The organism is Polaribacter sp. NJDZ03 (assembly GCF_019263805.1).
Classification (GTDB): domain Bacteria; phylum Bacteroidota; class Bacteroidia; order Flavobacteriales; family Flavobacteriaceae; genus Polaribacter.
Window position 1 is genome coordinate 1,405,001 of record NZ_CP079195.1, and the last position, 18,000, is coordinate 1,423,000.

Here is an 18,000-nt window from a genome sequence, read left to right on the forward strand (position 1 = left end):
ACTTAATCAATTAACCTTGCTAGAAACAGTAACTCGTAGGCTCATTATGCAAAAGGCACGCCGTCACAACTCGAAGTTGCTCCGACCGCTTGTAGGCGTACGGTTTCAGGTTCTATTTCACTCCCTTACTTAGGGTTCTTTTCACCTTTCCCTCACGGTACTAGTTCACTATCGGTCTCTCAGGAGTATTTAGCCTTACCGGATGGTCCCGGTGGATTCATACAGGATTACTCGTGTCCCGCACTACTCAGGGTACCACTATCTTAAATTCGTTTACTTTTACGGGACTATCACCCTCTATGGTTTGTCTTTCCAAACAATTCTAATTCACTTATCTTCGAATATCGTGGCCCTACAACCCCTATTTTGCCGTAACAAAATAGGTTTGGGCTAATCCGCGTTCGCTCGCCACTACTAACGGAATCACTATTGTTTTCTCTTCCTCCGGTTACTTAGATGTTTCAGTTCACCGGGTTTACTCCTATTGCTAGGTGACATGTCTTCAACATGCCGGGTTGCCCCATTCGGAAATCTACGGATTAAAAGGTATGTGCCCCTCCCCGTAGCTTATCGCAGCTTATCACGTCCTTCGTCGTCTCTGAGAGCCTAGGCATCCGCCATACGCCCTTACTTAACTTATTGTACTTTTTGCTACAGTGTGTTGCCACACTATAATGAACTCTTTTATATTTTTATAAAAAAATTATTTAATTAGATATTACTCTAATCGTTCTCTATCTATTTGATTCTTACGATATCATTTTACCAATATGTCAATGAACTTGAGGCGAATCGCCACTGATAATTAAATCAGCAACAACATTAAGCCGTTGTGGAGAATATCGGAGTCGAACCGATGACCTCTTGCGTGCAAGGCAAGCGCTCTAGCCAGCTGAGCTAATCCCCCATTATGAAATTCAGAATAAATTCTAAATTATGAATGTAGAATCCTCTTACTTCCAGAATTTCCTTAGTATTTTTGCTTTTTTGTAGTCCCGGGCAGACTCGAACTGCCGACCTCTACATTATCAGTGTAGCGCTCTAACCAGCTGAGCTACGAGACTATAATAGCTTAAATACTTTTTATTTTAAAATTAACAGCAAAGAGTAAAAATGACCTTTTTTTGTAACTCACCATCTTTCTCTAGAAAGGAGGTGTTCCAGCCGCACCTTCCGGTACGGCTACCTTGTTACGACTTAGCCCTAGTTACCAGTTTTACCCTAGGCGGCTCCTCACGGTGACCGACTTCAGGCACTCCCAGCTTCCATGGCTTGACGGGCGGTGTGTACAAGGCCCGGGAACGTATTCACCGGATCATGGCTGATATCCGATTACTAGCGATTCCAGCTTCACGGAGTCGAGTTGCAGACTCCGATCCGAACTGTGATATGGTTTATAGATTCGCTCTCTGTTGCCAGATGGCTGCTCATTGTCCATACCATTGTAGCACGTGTGTGGCCCAGGACGTAAGGGCCGTGATGATTTGACGTCATCCCCACCTTCCTCACTACTTGCGTAGGCAGTCTCGTTAGAGTCCCCATCATAACATGCTGGCAACTAACGACAGGGGTTGCGCTCGTTATAGGACTTAACCTGACACCTCACGGCACGAGCTGACGACAACCATGCAGCACCTTGTAATCTGTCCGAAGAAAACTCTATCTCTAAAGCTGTCAGACTACATTTAAGCCCTGGTAAGGTTCCTCGCGTATCATCGAATTAAACCACATGCTCCACCGCTTGTGCGGGCCCCCGTCAATTCCTTTGAGTTTCAGTCTTGCGACCGTACTCCCCAGGTGGGATACTTATCACTTTCGCTTAGTCACTGAGCATACACCCAACAACTAGTATCCATCGTTTACGGCGTGGACTACCAGGGTATCTAATCCTGTTCGCTCCCCACGCTTTCGTCCCTCAGCGTCAGTACATACGTAGTAGACTGCCTTCGCAATCGGTATTCTGTGTAATATCTATGCATTTCACCGCTACACTACACATTCTATCTACTTCCATATGACTCAAGTCAACCAGTATCAAAGGCAGTTCCATAGTTGAGCTATGGGATTTCACCTCTGACTTAATTGACCGCCTGCGGACCCTTTAAACCCAATGATTCCGGATAACGCTCGGACCCTCCGTATTACCGCGGCTGCTGGCACGGAGTTAGCCGGTCCTTATTCTTACAGTACCGTCAAGCTGGTATACATACCAGTGTTTCTTCCTGTATAAAAGAAGTTTACAACCCATAGGGCAGTCATCCTTCACGCGGCATGGCTGGGTCAGAGTTGCCTCCATTGCCCAATATTCCTCACTGCTGCCTCCCGTAGGAGTCTGGTCCGTGTCTCAGTACCAGTGTGGGGGATCTCCCTCTCAGGACCCCTACCTATCAAAGTCATGGTAAGCCGTTACCTTACCATCTAACTAATAGGACGCATAGCCATCTTTTACCAATAAATCTTTAATTAAAACTTGATGCCAAGTCTCAATACTATGGAGCATTAATCTTCATTTCTAAAGGCTATTCTCCAGTAAAAGGTAGGTTCTATACGCGTTACGCACCCGTGCGCCGGTCGTCATCTGTGCAAGCACAATGTTACCCCTCGACTTGCATGTGTTAAGCCTGCCGCTAGCGTTCATCCTGAGCCAGGATCAAACTCTTCATTGTATATTTTAAATATTTTAATGAATAAGTTTCAAAAGAATTTGTTTAAATAAATCTAAACATGGTTATTCTACTCTTTAATTACGCTGTCAATTTCAATATTTTCAATGAACTTTGTTTCAATCTTAATTAACAACTTAAAGTTGTTAATCGGTTAAAACTTTGTAGAAATGTTAGACTCGAACTAACTGACTTTTTTAATAGTCATTCCAAATTTTCTTTGATCGTTTTCGCTGTAATTCTTAGCGGCTGCAAACATACAAACTATTTCTAATCTGACAATAAAAAATTAAACTTTTTTTTATTTCTTTTTGTTTGCTGTAAAACTAAAAATCTCTGAACGTTTTTGCCGAAAATTTCGGACTGCAAACATACAACTATTTTTAATTAGAAACCTAATGAATATTAAAATTTATTTTTAATAAAATTTTGATATTTTATTTAGATAAACAACTAATACTCAATCTAATTACAACTCTTCAATGAACGTTGCTAACTGTGTGATAATCCTGTTAGCGGGTGCAAACTTACAACTCATTTTTAACCTGACAACTATTTTTTTAGCTTTATTTTCATTTAATTTTACAATGGGTTTTAATAAGCTTGTTTTTAGTAGTTTATGAGGGAGGTTTTTTTGAGGTTATTTTTTTGGGTTTGGGGATTGGCGTGGTTTTGGTGGTGGATGCTTGTTTTTAACACATAGGGATATAGAAAACATAAGGTGTCTCGAGGTTCTATTTAAGCCTTTTTGTTCTTTGGTATTTGAAGAAACCTGGATGATTCTTAGAAATAGTGTGGTTAAAATGTGTTTTACTACTTGAAGTAACCACTTTTTTAGGTGCTAAACTTGTTCATTATATGATACTTTCAGTAAAAAAGTACTTGGACTGACAACTCTATAGGTATTTGAAATGAGAATTTCTCCATAGTAATTATTTAAAACCGGAATATTATAAGCTCTTATATATAGGTGCATATTTATAAAATGGTATGAATTTGACCAATTGGGTACTTTACAAATGGTAAAAAAAGGATTAAGCAAGTTTTTTTAACGCATAGAAACATAGGTTGGGATGTATTATATGAAGCAAGGTGTATTAGTTTGAAGGGGAACAGTATAATAGGTTCAAAAAATAAATAGCTTATTTTTTAATCATTAGAACTCTAAGCCCTCACAGGTTTTAAAAACCTGTGAGGGCTGAACAATAATGTTGTCTTAAATATTAAGGAAAGAAGGTATATTTTTTCTTAAGTATTAAGCTAGTGTTTATATAGGAAAGAAATCTGAAAAGAGAACTTCAATCTGCAAGTTAGCAGTGTTAGGGATTGAAACGGCATCCTTTTTATATGATTATTGATGCGATAGCTGAAATAAGCATACAAAAAGATATAGTGGAAAGCCCGACCTTTTTTATCTAAGACGTTCTTTAAATTGATGTTGGTCATTAAATAAAAACGATACTTATATGGTATAGACGAAAAAAAAGGAAACACCCAAAAGAAAAAAATATTTTGAATTATTCTCTATTGGGTATTACTTGGTGAATCTATTAAAAAATAGACATATAGCCCCTACTTATTTAGTCTATAAAATTGAGTACTGATTTTTAAGTAGGCATTTCAAACATATTTAAATGCTTTTTTAAAATTCCGGAAGGTGTGTTTTTGGTTTCATCAAAAATTCTAGTGTCTCCAAATAGAATAAAGCTATCTCTGGCTCTTGAAACTGCCACATTTAACATGTTTGGTTTGTTATCTCTATCGAAAAACAGTACACCTTCATCTTGATTACTATATACAGAACTAAATAATACAATATTTCGCTCTGCACCCTGAAGTGCATGCACGGTACCTAATTTTATATCATTTACTTTAAACCCAGATTGAACTAAAGCTTTGGACAGTTCTGTTTTCTGACTTGCAAATGGTGTAATAATACCTAAAACACTTTCTATATTAACTACATTATAAGCCTTTTGAATGTCTTCTTTATGTCTATTTATCCATAAAATGATGGCTTTTACCTCATTCATATTATGACGGCTGTTAAATTTACGTTCACTAACTCCTTCTACATGATATGCCATCATAGACGCAAATATTTGATCTTTATGCGCTTTACCTTTCATCGGTTTTAAGATACCATCATAAGCTAGTTCATTACAAAAACCAATAATTTCATCATTACATCTTCTATGCTCTAATAGCAACAATCCGTTTTCTTTTTTACTCACTAAAGGGGTTTCGTATTCGCAGGCATTTTGAGCCATTTTCATGATACTTCCACTAGATGCTAAAAACCCTATATTATTTAGATATTCTTTTTGAGAGTGGTCTGTTACAATATTTTGGTTGGTTAAATTACCATAATCTATTTTTGGTGGAATAGACCAAATTGGTTCTATCTGTTTTAAATCTCCCACCACTATAGCTTTTTGTGCTAATGAAAAAATAGGAATACTAACCTCTGGTGTTACTTGACCTGCTTCATCTATAATTAATAAATCTAGAAAGTTAAATAAAGGAAGGTACTCGAAAATTGGTTTCCCGTTTTCATTCTCTCCTTGAAACTGGCTGAATAAAAAATGTGTTGGTGCTGTATATAAGGTTGCCACAAAACATGGTGTAAGCATTGCTCTTCGTTTCCATTTTGCAATGACGGTTTTTTCTCCGGTTCCTTTTTCGGTTTCATTTTCTAAGACATCTTCTGTTTCTAAAATCCACCTTGCCTCCCAATAATGGGTTGCTAATAAAAAGGCTTTGTGACGCAGGCTTAAATCTATTTCATCATAAAAAAAACGATGTGTTTTATCTTTAGATTCCATTTTTTCATATTCGAACTCCCACATTTGTTCTTCTGAAATAAAAGGATAGCCTGTAATTTCATTTAAGTGTTTCCAGTTTTTTAACTTTAAGTTTGATGACAAAGCTAAATTAAGATCTGCAATACATTTTTTTATAAAGGTTAGTGCTGTTTTATCATCTGCAAGCGTTTCTTTATTTACAATAAAAAGATGTTCTGGGTTGTTCGTGTTTTCTTCTGAATCTGCTTTAAAATAGCGTTTTATTTCGTTAATGAAATTACCCTCTTTAGCGAGTGCTTTTATCTTGACGATGATATCTCGCCACTCTTGTAATTTTGATATTTTAATTACATTTTTTTTAATGTGGTTTTCTTTATCGAGCAATAAGTTATTTACCTTTTCTATGGAGGATAAATAATTTTGAGAAATTTGTACGCCCTCCATTAAATTATCTTCTATCACAGAAATTTCTTCTTGTAGATGATTACAGATATCTTCTAATGAGTTTGCGCCGAAACCAAAATAATCTAGATATCTACTATAAAAGAAATTCTTGGCATCATGCAGGTAATTTTCGTTTTCTAAATCGCACAAAGTACCTTCATTACCAAACATATTCCCTTTTAAGTAATTGATATCTTTTAAAGATTTTTCACTTTTAGAGCTCGATGGTAAATACGTGGCATAGCCATTAAAACCAGGAATCCAGCGTTCTGCTAAATTACCCATGGTACTTTTAGAGTTTATAAAACTATCTATAATGTTGGTTACCGCCTGGTTATTTGTGGAACATGCCAAAATTACCGGAGCTTCTTCTCCATTAATTGCAGCCCGCACCACTTCTGTAGCCACCAAACTTTGCAATAAAGTGGTTTTTCCGGTTCCTGGAGGTCCGTTTACAGCAGTAATTCCATTTTCTTCTGCGGTTAAATAAGATAACAAGGTTTTACGTTGACTTATAGAAAGTGGAAATTCGTTAGACATTTGCCCTAAATGTAAATGGTTGTAATCTAAAAAGCCTTTATCGGTAATAGGATCTCTTCGCTCTCTATTTCTTGGGTTTATTATTTTTGAAATTAAGGGAAGTTCTTCTGTTTCATTTATTAAATTCTCATACAGAAACAGAATACTTTTTGCTGCTGATATTTTAGAACTTCGTGCAAAATAAGTGACTTTGTTATTGGTTTTATATCCTTCTGCCCTATAATCTTCTATACCAATACCCGTAATTTCTGAAAAAACTAAACTAATATATTCCCAATAAGAAGCCCAATCTAATTCTTCCTCCTCCTCTACTTCTGGTTCTTCTAAATCTCTAGCTTCTGCGATTGTTTCTATGGATGAAAAAATAAAATCGTTACCAACTTCTGCAACAGGCGCTAAATAATTACGAACTATTAATGGAAATATTTCTCTTGGTGCAGATAATTGGCCTAAACGGTTTACTCTTGCCGTGATCCAAAAGGGATGAATTGTTTTTTGTTTAAAATTAGGATCATCAGATTGAAAATCTAACTGAAAAGGTGCTATAATTACCTCGGCATCAAATACCTTATGCCAATTATCGCTCTCTTTTTTAGTAACTCCTTTTAACCTATTAATTCTCTTCTCTTCTACATCAAGCATCTCTTCAGCATTTTTAGCACTAATGGTTGCTTTGCTTAAATCGCAATAATTTTGATGAAATAAATTTTTAATTCTAGAGATGTCTACCGCTAAGTTTTCACTGTCTGTTAAACTGTTTTTATAATAATTTAACCAGTTTTTTACGTTGCTCATGTATGTGTTAAGAATTGGCGTTAATAGATTAAAAAAAGGGAGTGCGAATATATACTTTTAGGGGATTCTTTTTGATGAAAAAAGGGCCTTAATTATGTAATACCAAATAAACATCAAAATGATGGATTAAATTCATTTCTTTTTCCTTACTAATTCAATATAAAATAGAATCGTAGCTATGGCTATGATTCCATTTTATATCTCTTATTAAGAAAAAATAATTTAAATTTATCATCAATCATTTTAAAATTCATTTGGTATAAATACCAAATGAACATAAAAATGATGGATTAAATTTATAGAAGTAGGTAGATTTTACACCTACTTTTTAATTAGCTTAACTTAGCTATGGAACTGCTATTGAATATAATTAGACACGCTAAGTAAGACATTTTGAGTTTTAATTGTGTTTCTATATTAGATAATTGAATAGCAATAATACTCTGAATGTTATCTGAAATGAGCTTTTTTTTTTGCGATTGAAAAATGTTACAACCTACTTTTATTTTCACTTTACGTAAATCTATAAAATCTGCGAGGTAACGCTACCTTGTATATTATTACCCGCTAATTACGTAGATATTGACAGGTTTTTTTGCTGGGGATTAAAAAACGGATATTCAATAGTTTTACCTCTGCCTTTAAACAACTAACTTTTCATCTTAAAAAAACAATTATTATAACTAAATTTATACTCTTCAAAAAAAAGCTATGCCATTATTTCAGAATACCGTAATTACTAAGTATTTAAAAAATCAGAATAAAGAAGAAATTGCAGCCAAATGGCAGCTCTTTAAAAACCATTTTCAGAATTCTAGTATTCAAGAAAATATTAGAAATAGTAAAGAAGAGCAATACCAAGGTGGTTTTATTATAGACCTATTTGTTACTATTTTAGGTTATACAAAAAACCCGACTCCTAATTTTAATATTACTACAGAATACAAAAATGTAAAAGATAGCAAAAAAGCAGATGGCGCCATTATTGTAAATGATGTTGTAAAGGCAGTAATAGAATTAAAAGGCACAAAAACTACAGATTTAAGTAAAGTAGAAGCACAAGCTTTTGGCTATAAAAATAACCAACCAGAATGTAGGTATGTTATTACGTCTAATTTCGAAAAACTACGTTTTTACATAGACAATGCCATAGAGCATATAGAGTTTAATCTGTTTACTTTATCAGAAAAAGATTTTGAAATCTTATACTTGTGTTTGGCTTACCAAAACATACAAAAAGATACTGCTAACCTTATTAAAAAAGAATCTGTTAGTCAAGAAGATAAAATTACCAAAGAACTCTATAAAGATTACAGCTTATTTAAAAGAGAATTACACAAAAATTTAGTGGAGTTAAATCCACAATATGACAGTTTAACGCTTTTTAAAGAATCGCAAACATTATTAGATCGGTTTCTATTTTTATTTTTTGCAGAAGACAGGCAATTACTACCGCCAAACTCTGTAAGGCTTATTTTAAACCAATGGAACAAACTACAAGAATTAGATGCCTACACCCCACTTTTTGATCGATTTAAAAAATACTTTGGCTACTTAAACACAGGTTTTAAAGGAAAGCAATTTGATGTCTTTGCCTATAATGGTGGTTTGTTTAAACCTAATGAAATTTTAGACACAGTTGTTATTGATGATGATTTACTTTACAAACACACTTTAAAATTGTCTGAATATGATTTTGACAGTGAAGTTGATGTAAATATTTTAGGACACATTTTTGAAAACTCTTTAAATGAATTAGATGAAGTTAAAGCAGCATTAGAGGGACAAGAAATAGACAAGTCTAAAACCAAAAGAAAAAAAGATGGTGTTTTTTACACGCCTAAATACATTACCAAATACATCGTAGACAATACGGTAGGTAAACTTTGTGATGAAAAAAAGTTGGCATTAGAAATTATTGAAGATGACTACACCAAAGACAAAAAAAGACAAAAGAAAACCATTAAAGGTTTAATTGATAAATTAACCGAGTACAGAAATTGGTTGTTACAAATTACCATTTGCGACCCTGCTTGTGGTTCTGGTGCTTTTTTAAACCAAGCGTTAGATTTTTTAATTAATGAGCATGGGTATATAGACGAATTACAAGCCAAATTATTTGGCGATGCCATGATTTTGAGTGATGTAGAAAAAAGCATCTTAGAAAACAACTTGTTTGGCGTAGATTTAAACAATGAATCTGTAGAAATAGCCAAATTGTCTTTATGGTTAAGAACTGCACAACCTAACAGAAAGTTAAATGATTTAAACAGCAATATTAAATGTGGAAATAGTTTAATTAACGACCCAGAAGTTGCTGGTGAAAAAGCCTTTAATTGGGAAACTGAGTTTCCTAAAATATTTGAAAAAGGTGGTTTTGATGTGATTATTGGGAATCCGCCTTATGTGAGACAAGAGTTGTTTAAAGAAATAAAACCTTATTTAGAGAAAAACTATAAATGTTACAATAGTGTAGCTGATTTATACACCTATTTTATTGAAAAAGGAATAAACTTAATAAATGTAAATGGATTGTTTTCATTCATTCTTCCTAATAAATTTCTAAAAGCAACTTATGGTAAAAACATAAGAAAAGTGATGAAAGAAGATGCTAATTTAGAATTGTTATTAGATTTTGATGATTATCCTGTTTTTGCTGATGCTACAACATATCCTATAATATATGTTTTAAATAAAAAGAAAGATTACAGTAATAATTTTTTATATTATTCTGAAATCAATAAAAGGATAAAAACAAACGACCCTATAAGTTTATTAGAAATAAAAAAACATAAAGTATCATATAGCTCTTTAAATGACGATATGTGGAATTTCATTACTCTGAATGACTTTAATTTATTAGAAAAAATAAAAAGTAACTCAATTAAATTATCAAAACTGGTTGATCGCAAAATAAATAGAGGTGTTTTAACAGGCAAAAACGATGTTTTTATTTTCAAAAAGGAGCTAAGAGATTCTTTATTAAAAGATGGCGCAAATGAAGAACTGATTAAGCCAATACTCTTAGGAAGTGCTATAAAAAGATATAACACAAATGCCTCAAATGATTTTATATTATTTACAAGACGCGGAGTTGATATTGAAAATTACCCTGTTATTAAAAATTATTTAAATGAATATTATGAGGATTTAAAACCTAGAAATAATGGAGAAAGTAAAGGTAGAAAAGCTGGACCGTATAAATGGTTTGAAGTTCAAGATAATATCGCATACTATAAAGATTTTGAAGATATAAAAATTATTTACCCAAGAACTAATAACAACTGTAATTTTCAACTAGACTTTAATAGCTATTATTTATCTGACAATAACTTTTACATTAAAAGTGACAGTAAACCTCTTTTAGGTTTATTAAATTCTAAATTGATTTTCTATTATCTAAAAAACATTTGCACCACTTTACAAGGTGGCTATTATGATTTTAGAAGAGATAAAATTGATACAATCCCTATATCAAAAAATCTTAATTTAATTTCAGAAAAAGTTACAAAAAAAGTAATTTTTCAATTAGAAGACAATATTACTTTATCTGAGAAGATTACCAAATTCCAAAGAACCCTACAAAGAAAATTTGAAGGTTTAGAAAAACTACCCAAAAAATTAGACAGTTGGTATTTGCTCACTTTTGCCGATTTTGTAAAAGAACTAAAAAAGAAGAAAATAAAATTAAGCTTAAGTGAAGAAGCAGAATGGGAAGATTATTTTTTACAAGAACAACAAAAAGCAGTCGCTCTAAAAACACAAATAGACCAAACAGACGCAGCAATAGATGTTATGGTGTATGAGTTGTATGGCTTAACAGCCGATGAAATACAGATTGTAGAAAACTCTTAAGATTTATGAATACCAAAGAAAATAGTAATAAGTTACGAATTTGTCATTTAGAACGTAGAGAGAAATCTTATAAAGCATGTTACGCTATCACTGTTATGCGACTTCTCCTTCCGTCGAAGTGACAATTAGCAACCCTATTTTGTCATTTCGAACATAGTGAGAAATCTCATAAGGCTAAATGATTTTTTTACGACTTTAAATTATTAAATAGATATAAATCTTAATTATTGCCAATAGTTAGTATGATGATACAAGAAATAAAGAAGCTCTTCTTAAATGAAAAGTTTATACTGCTCTTAATCTTAGTAAATGCGTTTACTATTTTTATGAGCGGCTTTCAGTTATTGCCCAACCAAAAATTTGCTTTCGAGCTAATAGACAATGCCATTACCATTTTGTTTGTTATAGAAATAAGCATAAAACTAAAAGAATATGGCGCTAAAAAATACTTTAGCTTCCATTGGAACAAGTTCGATTTTGTTTTAGTTATTTTGTCTTTTCCTACCTTAATAGCCTACCTAAGCAACCTAGAAATTACAAGTATTAGTTTCTTGCTTGTCTTTAGGGTGATGCGTTTATTTAAGTCTTTTAGATTCTTAAAATTTATACCCAATATAGAACACCTTATAAAAGGAATTAGCAGAGCATTAAAATCATCTGTAATCGTTTTGCTTGGTTTTATGATTTACATTTTTATCATCGGTATTTTTACCTTTTATTTATTTAAAGGCGTTTCTACCGAATACTTTGGCAATCCGTTAACGGCTTTGTACTCTATCTTTAAAATATTTACTGTAGAGGGGTGGTTTGAGATTCCGGAAGTATTAGCACAAAACCTCTCGCCAGTACTTTCATTTTTTACGTATCTCTATTTTATATTTATTGTAATAACTGGTGGTATTTTTGGGCTGTCTTTGGTAAACTCCATTTTTGTAGATGCTATGGTTAGTGATAATAATGATACTCTAGAACATAAAGTAGATGTGTTATCAGCAAAAATAGACAAGCTTTTAGCGGAAAGAGATTTGGAATAACCTTACCACTTTCAACTACGAAAAATTATCACTAAGCCTGTGTTGAACTAGATTCAGCATCTATGTATTCTATTAATCTTAAATATTTGCTTGTTTTACTTGGTAAAGTTGGTAAAAACACATCTAATACCAAATGAACATCAAAATGACTGATTAAATTCATTTGGTATAATTACATAAAAGCTTGTGATTTATTTTCTTGTTCCAAACGTGAAATTCCATATTTATTAGCATACAATTTCCATTGAGAAACAATACTTTTAATTTCATCAATTATATTTTTTCCCTCGGCCTTTTTTATTCTAAAAATAAGGAGCAACCGACAGCACTAAGTCTAGATCCAAAGCATTATCATCTTCAGAAATATTTAATTTTAATCCCATCCCTGTTTCAACAGGATTTATATCATAAGCAGGTGATAGCACCCAACCCTTTTCTGTCAATAAAAAACCATGGTTTCTTAGATGGTCATCAGTGTTAGAAACACAAATACTAAAAACAATTCTTCGCCATAATTGTTTCAGATCATTTTCTGGACGCGCACCGTACTTAGATATAAAATCCACCAACTCTAGATAACTAGCTCCTGAGGATGCATCTGTGCCATCTGTGTAGCCCAATAATGTCATTGCCGAAGCGAAGTGAATTCTTTTCCTATCAGCTGCTCTATCAAAACGCTTCGTTAAAAACGTGTGTTTATTACTGCTAAATTTTTCGGCTTTAGATGCTGCCATTACAATTCCCGATTGAATAGCTAGTTCATAAGTAACCATTTCCCAGGCACCAATATCATCACCATCATTTTTACTCGGGAACTTCGCAATCCATAAATTACTTTCTTTATCTAAAACACCTGTCTTTGGTCTTGCTCCTCCTAAACCTGTCTTTGGTCTTACTCCTCCTAAAGAAGAACCAGAAGAAACCAACATTTGCAACCATTTTAAATAATCCGGATCATCTAAACTATCATCATCTTCCAAACGCAAACTTATTTGCTCTAATTCTCTAATTGAAGTCCACGGCGGACTTGCTAATGCTTTATTATCATTCAAAAAAGATCCTTCTTTATCCAATTTAAAACGCAATGCTCCCATTTTATGTCCATCAAAAACGCCTAATAAAAAATCTGTTTCGAATAATTTCTCAGTTTTCCGCTCTTTTTTTCTGGCAAGTGCAGCTTCTCTTCTTTTCATTAGCACTCTACCCCAACGATCTAGAGAAGAATCTAAAAACAACCCAAAATTCGACTTTTCATCATTCAAATATTGTATCCCTTCAAATAAACCCAAATCAGGATCCAAATGATATGCGTAATCAGATTGCAACCAATCTTTATGATAAGAGAAAGAAAATATTTCTTTCCCCCTTAAAGTATCTGAATATAATTCCCCTATTAATATAGGCGAACCTAATTCTACCCAATCTGCATAAACATATAGAGTTCTTTTCATTTTTAGTTTCTTTTTGGAGCACGCTCTTTAGCAGTTAACCCAATATCTTGAAGCTTTCGACCTAGAACGTCATCTTTTGCTAAATTTAAAAAGTCTTTCTCTAAACTAAGTACATTTAAAACTTTAATGTACGTACCAATACTAACAGAACTTTTTCCCTTCTCTACAGAATACAATGTTCTTCTACTCGTCTCTGCTCGTTCTGCAACTTGATCTGCACTTAGCTTTCGTCTTAGACGGGATCAAGTCCAAAAGTTGTGGGATTTAGAAATTAGGCATAAATATTTGAGAGTCTAAAAAGGAAAAATTTGATGTTTCTAACACCTCTAAATTGTGCTCTAAATGCTTTTATTTTAGCATTAAACGATTCTGCAGAAGCATTTGTACTTCTATTGTCAAAATAGTTGAGTATATTCTGATAATGTATAGACATTGTTCTAGCAATGGTATTAAAGCTTTTAAACTTCGCTTGTCTTACATTTTCATCCCATTTAGCAAGTCTAGTTAAGGCAACGGTTTTATCTTTTGTTTGATTGTAAATCCAGGATAAGTTTTGACATAAATTGTATGCCTTTTCTATATCTGGATAAGTTTTAAAAAGTATTTCAGCTCTTTCTTGTTGGGAGTTAGTCCATTTGTTACTAGATTTATACAATAGGTATCTACTTCTAGCTAATAATTGTTTTAGAGTATCTCCATTTGGTAGTAGTTTAGGAACATATTTTAAGGAGTTGTTTCTAGCATTTTCTATGGCGTCGTTATCTTTATCTATTGCTTCCCAACGATGTTTAATTCTAATTTCTTGCAAAGCATCTAAAGCTAATTTTTGCACATGAAATCGATCTATAACTAGTACTGCTTTTGGAAATGATTTTTTAACGATTAACCCCATGTTTGCTGCCATGTCTAAGGTTACTTCTTTTACTTTTTTTCGTTGTTTTAAAGAGATTTTATTAAGGATTCTAATAACATCTTCTGCTTTAGTGCCTTTAATCATGGCCAGTAAAGCACCTTTTTTTCCATTCGCATTTTTATTAGTCACGATAGTATATAAATCTCCATTAGAAAATGCTGTTTCATCTATGGAAAGATAGCTTCCAGTATTTTCAGGAAAAAGCAACCATTGTTCAGCATGTGGTTTTTGGTTCCATTGCTTAAAATCACTTAAATAATCTTTGTATTGTCTCTGTAAGTTTCTAGGGCTTACTCCGTAAAAGGTTGCTACAACAGATGTACTTGTAGCATTATTACAGACTGATTTGTTTTAAAAAAGCAGCAAATTCACTAGTAATTCTAGTGCCTTTTGCTACTAACTGCCAATCTCTTATCACTAATTTTTTAGAATTATCATCAATCCAACGCCTTCTAATAACATGTAGAAAAACGTTTTTACCTCGAATAGGAAAATCTTGAATAGTGGCTTCTGGAAAAAATCCTTTAGAGCTTAATTTAAGTGTTTTAAATTCTTCAGGAATTGTGTTTAACTCAGTGAAATAGAAATGGAGTTCTTCATTTTTAACTTCGTGTTTGGTAAGTTTAAAATAGTTAACAAGTATTTCTGGTAGTAATAATTTAATAAGCTCAATTGAAGTATCCAAAATAGAAGTAATTTAAAAGTCAAAGTTCTTCCTTTTTATTTTACTCCACAACTTTTTGTGTTGATCCCTTAGACGTGCTAATTTTATTTGCTCTCCCATTTGCTCCTACAAACGATCAAGCTTAGGTAGTAATATTGAATTATTTTTAGACATAACTTGTAGTATATTACACAAATACACGCTATTTGAGCAATATGTTACCCGTTATAAAAAAACTATTAAAATAAGACGAGACTGAAATTTAATTAATTGGGAAGTAATATTGAAAACCTATATAAAACAAAAAACCTTACTATTTCTAGTAAGGTTTAAGTGAGCCCTGCAGGATTCGAACCTGCGACCGCCTCCTTAGAAGGGAGGTGCTCTATCCAGCTGAGCTAAGAGCCCGTAATTTTTAAGTTGTTACGACCAACTGTGTCGGGGTGGCAGGATTCGAACCTGCGACCTCCTCGTCCCAAACGAGGCGCGATGACCGGGCTACGCTACACCCCGAGGCAATTATTTGCGGAGAGACAGGGACTCGAACCCTGGCGACCCTAAGGTCGACAGATTAGCAATCTGCTGCATTACCACTCTGCCATCTCTCCTTTCGGACGTCATACAAAAAGCATGACCTAGAATTGCGAGTGCAAATTTACAACTAGAAAAAGGATCTCACAAGACTTTTTTACATTTTTTTAAATTATTTTTTTTTACTCAGGATATTCTACTCTTAAATGATAGATATTCATCAACTTTTTCTTGATTACTTTCTTAATAATCTCTATTTCTCTAAAGGTAATATTCGAATTTAAAAACTGATTATCAGCCATTTGCTTGCTAATAATTTTATCTATCAAATTACTAATAGATAAAGCTGTAGGTTTTGTTAAACTTTTAGACGCAGCTTCCGATGCATCACACATCATTAAAATTGCTGTTTCTTTAGAAAAAGGAATAGGTCCTTGGTACTGAAACTTCTTTATATCTACTTTTGTGTCAGGATTAAGCTCTTGTTCCTTTTTATAAAAATAATAAGTAGAACTTGTTCCGTGATGTGTTCTTATAAAATCTATAATTCTATCTGGTAACTTATATTTTTTAGCAAGCTCCACTCCTTTAATAACATGATCTGTAATTATTTTAGAACTATCTCTTGCAGACAAGTCATTGTGAGGATTAACCCCTGTAGATTGATTTTCTGTAAAATACATTGGATTTAATATTTTACCAATATCATGATACAAAGCACCAGTTCTAACCAACATAGAATTCGCTCCTATTTCATTCGCTGCCGCTTCTGCCAAATTAGCCACTTGCATAGAATGCTGAAACGTACCAGGTGCTTTTTCATTTAACTCTCTTAAAAGCTTCGCATTTGTATTAGAAAGCTCCAATAAAGTAATGTCAGACACCAGACCAAAAACTTTTTCATACATATAAATAATAATTATAGATAAAAAAGACAGCAAACCATTGGCTGCAAAAAGCATAAAGTAATTCCAGTTTATTTGAGAAGCATTACCTTCTTTAATAATTGAAAAAGCAAAATAAGTTAACATATAAATAAGTGTAATTTGCGCTACAGATATAAACAAATTACCTCTTTTATAGAGCTCAGAAACGGTAAGTATTGTAACCATACCGGCAATAATATGTAAGTATATAAACTCAAAACTATTAGGCACAATATACCCTAAAAGCAGCACTGTTAAAACATGTGTAAACAAACCTAAACGGGCATCAAAAAAAGCTTTTAAAACTATAGGTAGTATACTTAAAGGAACAATATATAAATAATCTGCATTGTATTTTATAACCAATGTTTGTATAAATATCATTAAAAAAACATTGAAAAAAATAAAGGTAACCTGGTTATTATTGTCGAATATTTCTACTCTATATTTTTTTAAGAATAATAAAAGCATCAATAAAGCTAGAGAAACTAAAATTGTATATCCTAAAATAATCCAATTATAATTTGAGTCGGTCCAAACCTGAGACTCAGATTCACTTTTTAAAGAATTTAAGACAGCTAGTTTTTTTCCCTCTACAATATCTCCTTTTAAAATAATTAATTTACCTGCCTCTACTATTCCTTTCGTATAAGAAATACTTTTTATAGCATTTTCAATTACTTTATCTGTATAAATAGTATCAAAATAGATGTTGGGTTTTATAATTTCAGATAATAAATCTAATAATATTTTTTTACCATAAAAAGACCTTTCCTCTTCTAAATTACTTCTAATTATTTCTAAAACTTCTTTAGATGTTAAAAGGTTTTTAAACAAGATATCCTCTACTTCATTGCCTTTTCTAAGCGCAACTATTTCATTTTTATTTGAAACCCTTTCTTGACTTACTACTTCTAAAAAACCTCGCTTATAAATATTATCTATAACTTTTTGACCAATTTTAGAGATGTTTAATAATTGATCTGAATTTAAAGAATCTGATTGTTTTAATAACGAAATTCTTCTTTTATAATTAGATTTCACATTATTTTCTACATCAAAATCATGTAAAAAATAGACTTTAGAGTTCTCTGCAATTTCTTTTTTTTCTACAGCTATTTCATCTGCCGTTTTTTGAATAGAAAAATCAAAAGGTGCATATAAATTATCATATTTCCAAAGTTGCCCATTATTAAAATCGTATTTAAATTGCCCACCTTTTGGAAACAAATAAACAATTGCAACAGTGGCTACTAAAAACAAAATTACCTTATAAATAATGGCATTGTTTTGGTACAGTTTATTAACTATATTACTCATAGAATTTATCTTCTTACTACAAACTTACCATAAAAATGTCACGCTCAAAAATTCAAGTTG

At 32.6% G+C, this 18,000-nt stretch carries 7 protein-coding genes, 5 tRNA genes, 2 rRNA genes and 2 pseudogenes (1 of these 16 running past the window's edge); 2 read left to right on the forward strand and 14 right to left on the reverse strand.

Annotated features, from left to right (window positions below; all coding sequences use genetic code 11):
- From KV700_RS05985 to KV700_RS06005, 5 genes are all read right to left on the reverse strand, one after another.
- Window positions 1-642, reverse strand: a 23S ribosomal RNA gene (locus KV700_RS05985) (it extends 2,242 nt beyond the left edge of the window).
- Window positions 643-833: 191 nt separating this feature from the next.
- Window positions 834-907 (reverse strand) — tRNA-Ala (locus KV700_RS05990).
- Between the two features lie 83 nt (window positions 908-990).
- A tRNA-Ile gene (locus tag KV700_RS05995) sits at window positions 991-1,064 on the reverse strand.
- A gap of 84 nt (window positions 1,065-1,148) precedes the next feature.
- Window positions 1,149-2,666: ribosomal RNA gene (locus KV700_RS06000) — 16S ribosomal RNA — on the reverse strand.
- Together the 16S and 23S rRNA genes with 2 tRNA genes alongside form the textbook arrangement of a ribosomal RNA operon.
- A 1,604-nt stretch (window positions 2,667-4,270) precedes the next feature.
- Window positions 4,271-7,246, reverse strand: a complete 2,976-nt coding sequence (locus KV700_RS06005) for an ATP-binding protein (protein ID WP_218599506.1) — start codon at window positions 7,244-7,246, stop codon at window positions 4,271-4,273.
- A gap of 711 nt (window positions 7,247-7,957) precedes the next feature.
- Between KV700_RS06005 and KV700_RS06010 the strand changes: the two genes are divergently transcribed.
- Both KV700_RS06010 and KV700_RS06015 read left to right on the forward strand, forming a co-directional pair.
- The gene (locus KV700_RS06010) at window positions 7,958-11,101 is read left to right on the forward strand and encodes an N-6 DNA methylase (RefSeq protein ID WP_218599507.1); all 3,144 of its coding nucleotides are present in this window, start codon (window positions 7,958-7,960) and stop codon (window positions 11,099-11,101) included.
- A gap of 245 nt (window positions 11,102-11,346) precedes the next feature.
- Window positions 11,347-12,135, forward strand: coding sequence for an ion transporter (locus KV700_RS06015; RefSeq protein WP_218599508.1), 789 nt, complete (start codon window positions 11,347-11,349; stop codon window positions 12,133-12,135).
- A 31-nt stretch (window positions 12,136-12,166) separates the two neighbouring features.
- Here the strand turns inward: KV700_RS06015 and KV700_RS17350 are convergent, their stop codons facing one another.
- The 9 genes and pseudogenes from KV700_RS17350 to KV700_RS06055 form a co-directional block, all read right to left on the reverse strand.
- Window positions 12,167-12,298: a hypothetical protein gene (locus KV700_RS17350; protein ID WP_302849991.1), complete on the reverse strand. Its 132-nt coding sequence runs from the start codon at window positions 12,296-12,298 to the stop codon at window positions 12,167-12,169.
- Between the two features lie 9 nt (window positions 12,299-12,307).
- Window positions 12,308-13,586: pseudogene (locus KV700_RS06020) on the reverse strand (type II toxin-antitoxin system HipA family toxin).
- Window positions 13,587-13,588: 2 nt separating this feature from the next.
- A pseudogene (locus KV700_RS06025) lies at window positions 13,589-13,813 on the reverse strand (helix-turn-helix domain-containing protein); the annotation flags it as partial.
- Between the two features lie 44 nt (window positions 13,814-13,857).
- Window positions 13,858-14,706, reverse strand: a complete 849-nt coding sequence (locus KV700_RS06030; RefSeq protein WP_218598260.1) for a transposase — start codon at window positions 14,704-14,706, stop codon at window positions 13,858-13,860.
- 127 nt (window positions 14,707-14,833) lie between these two features.
- Complete coding sequence (locus tag KV700_RS06035; protein ID WP_218597728.1) at window positions 14,834-15,184, reverse strand: transposase; 351 nt, start codon at window positions 15,182-15,184, stop codon at window positions 14,834-14,836.
- A gap of 313 nt (window positions 15,185-15,497) precedes the next feature.
- Window positions 15,498-15,571: transfer RNA gene (locus KV700_RS06040), tRNA-Arg, on the reverse strand.
- 30 nt (window positions 15,572-15,601) lie between these two features.
- A tRNA-Pro gene (locus KV700_RS06045) sits at window positions 15,602-15,676 on the reverse strand.
- A gap of 13 nt (window positions 15,677-15,689) precedes the next feature.
- Window positions 15,690-15,771: transfer RNA gene (locus tag KV700_RS06050), tRNA-Ser, on the reverse strand.
- A gap of 105 nt (window positions 15,772-15,876) precedes the next feature.
- Window positions 15,877-17,940: an HD family phosphohydrolase gene (locus KV700_RS06055; RefSeq protein WP_218599509.1), complete on the reverse strand. Its 2,064-nt coding sequence runs from the start codon at window positions 17,938-17,940 to the stop codon at window positions 15,877-15,879.
- Between the last annotated feature and the right edge of the window lie 60 nt (window positions 17,941-18,000).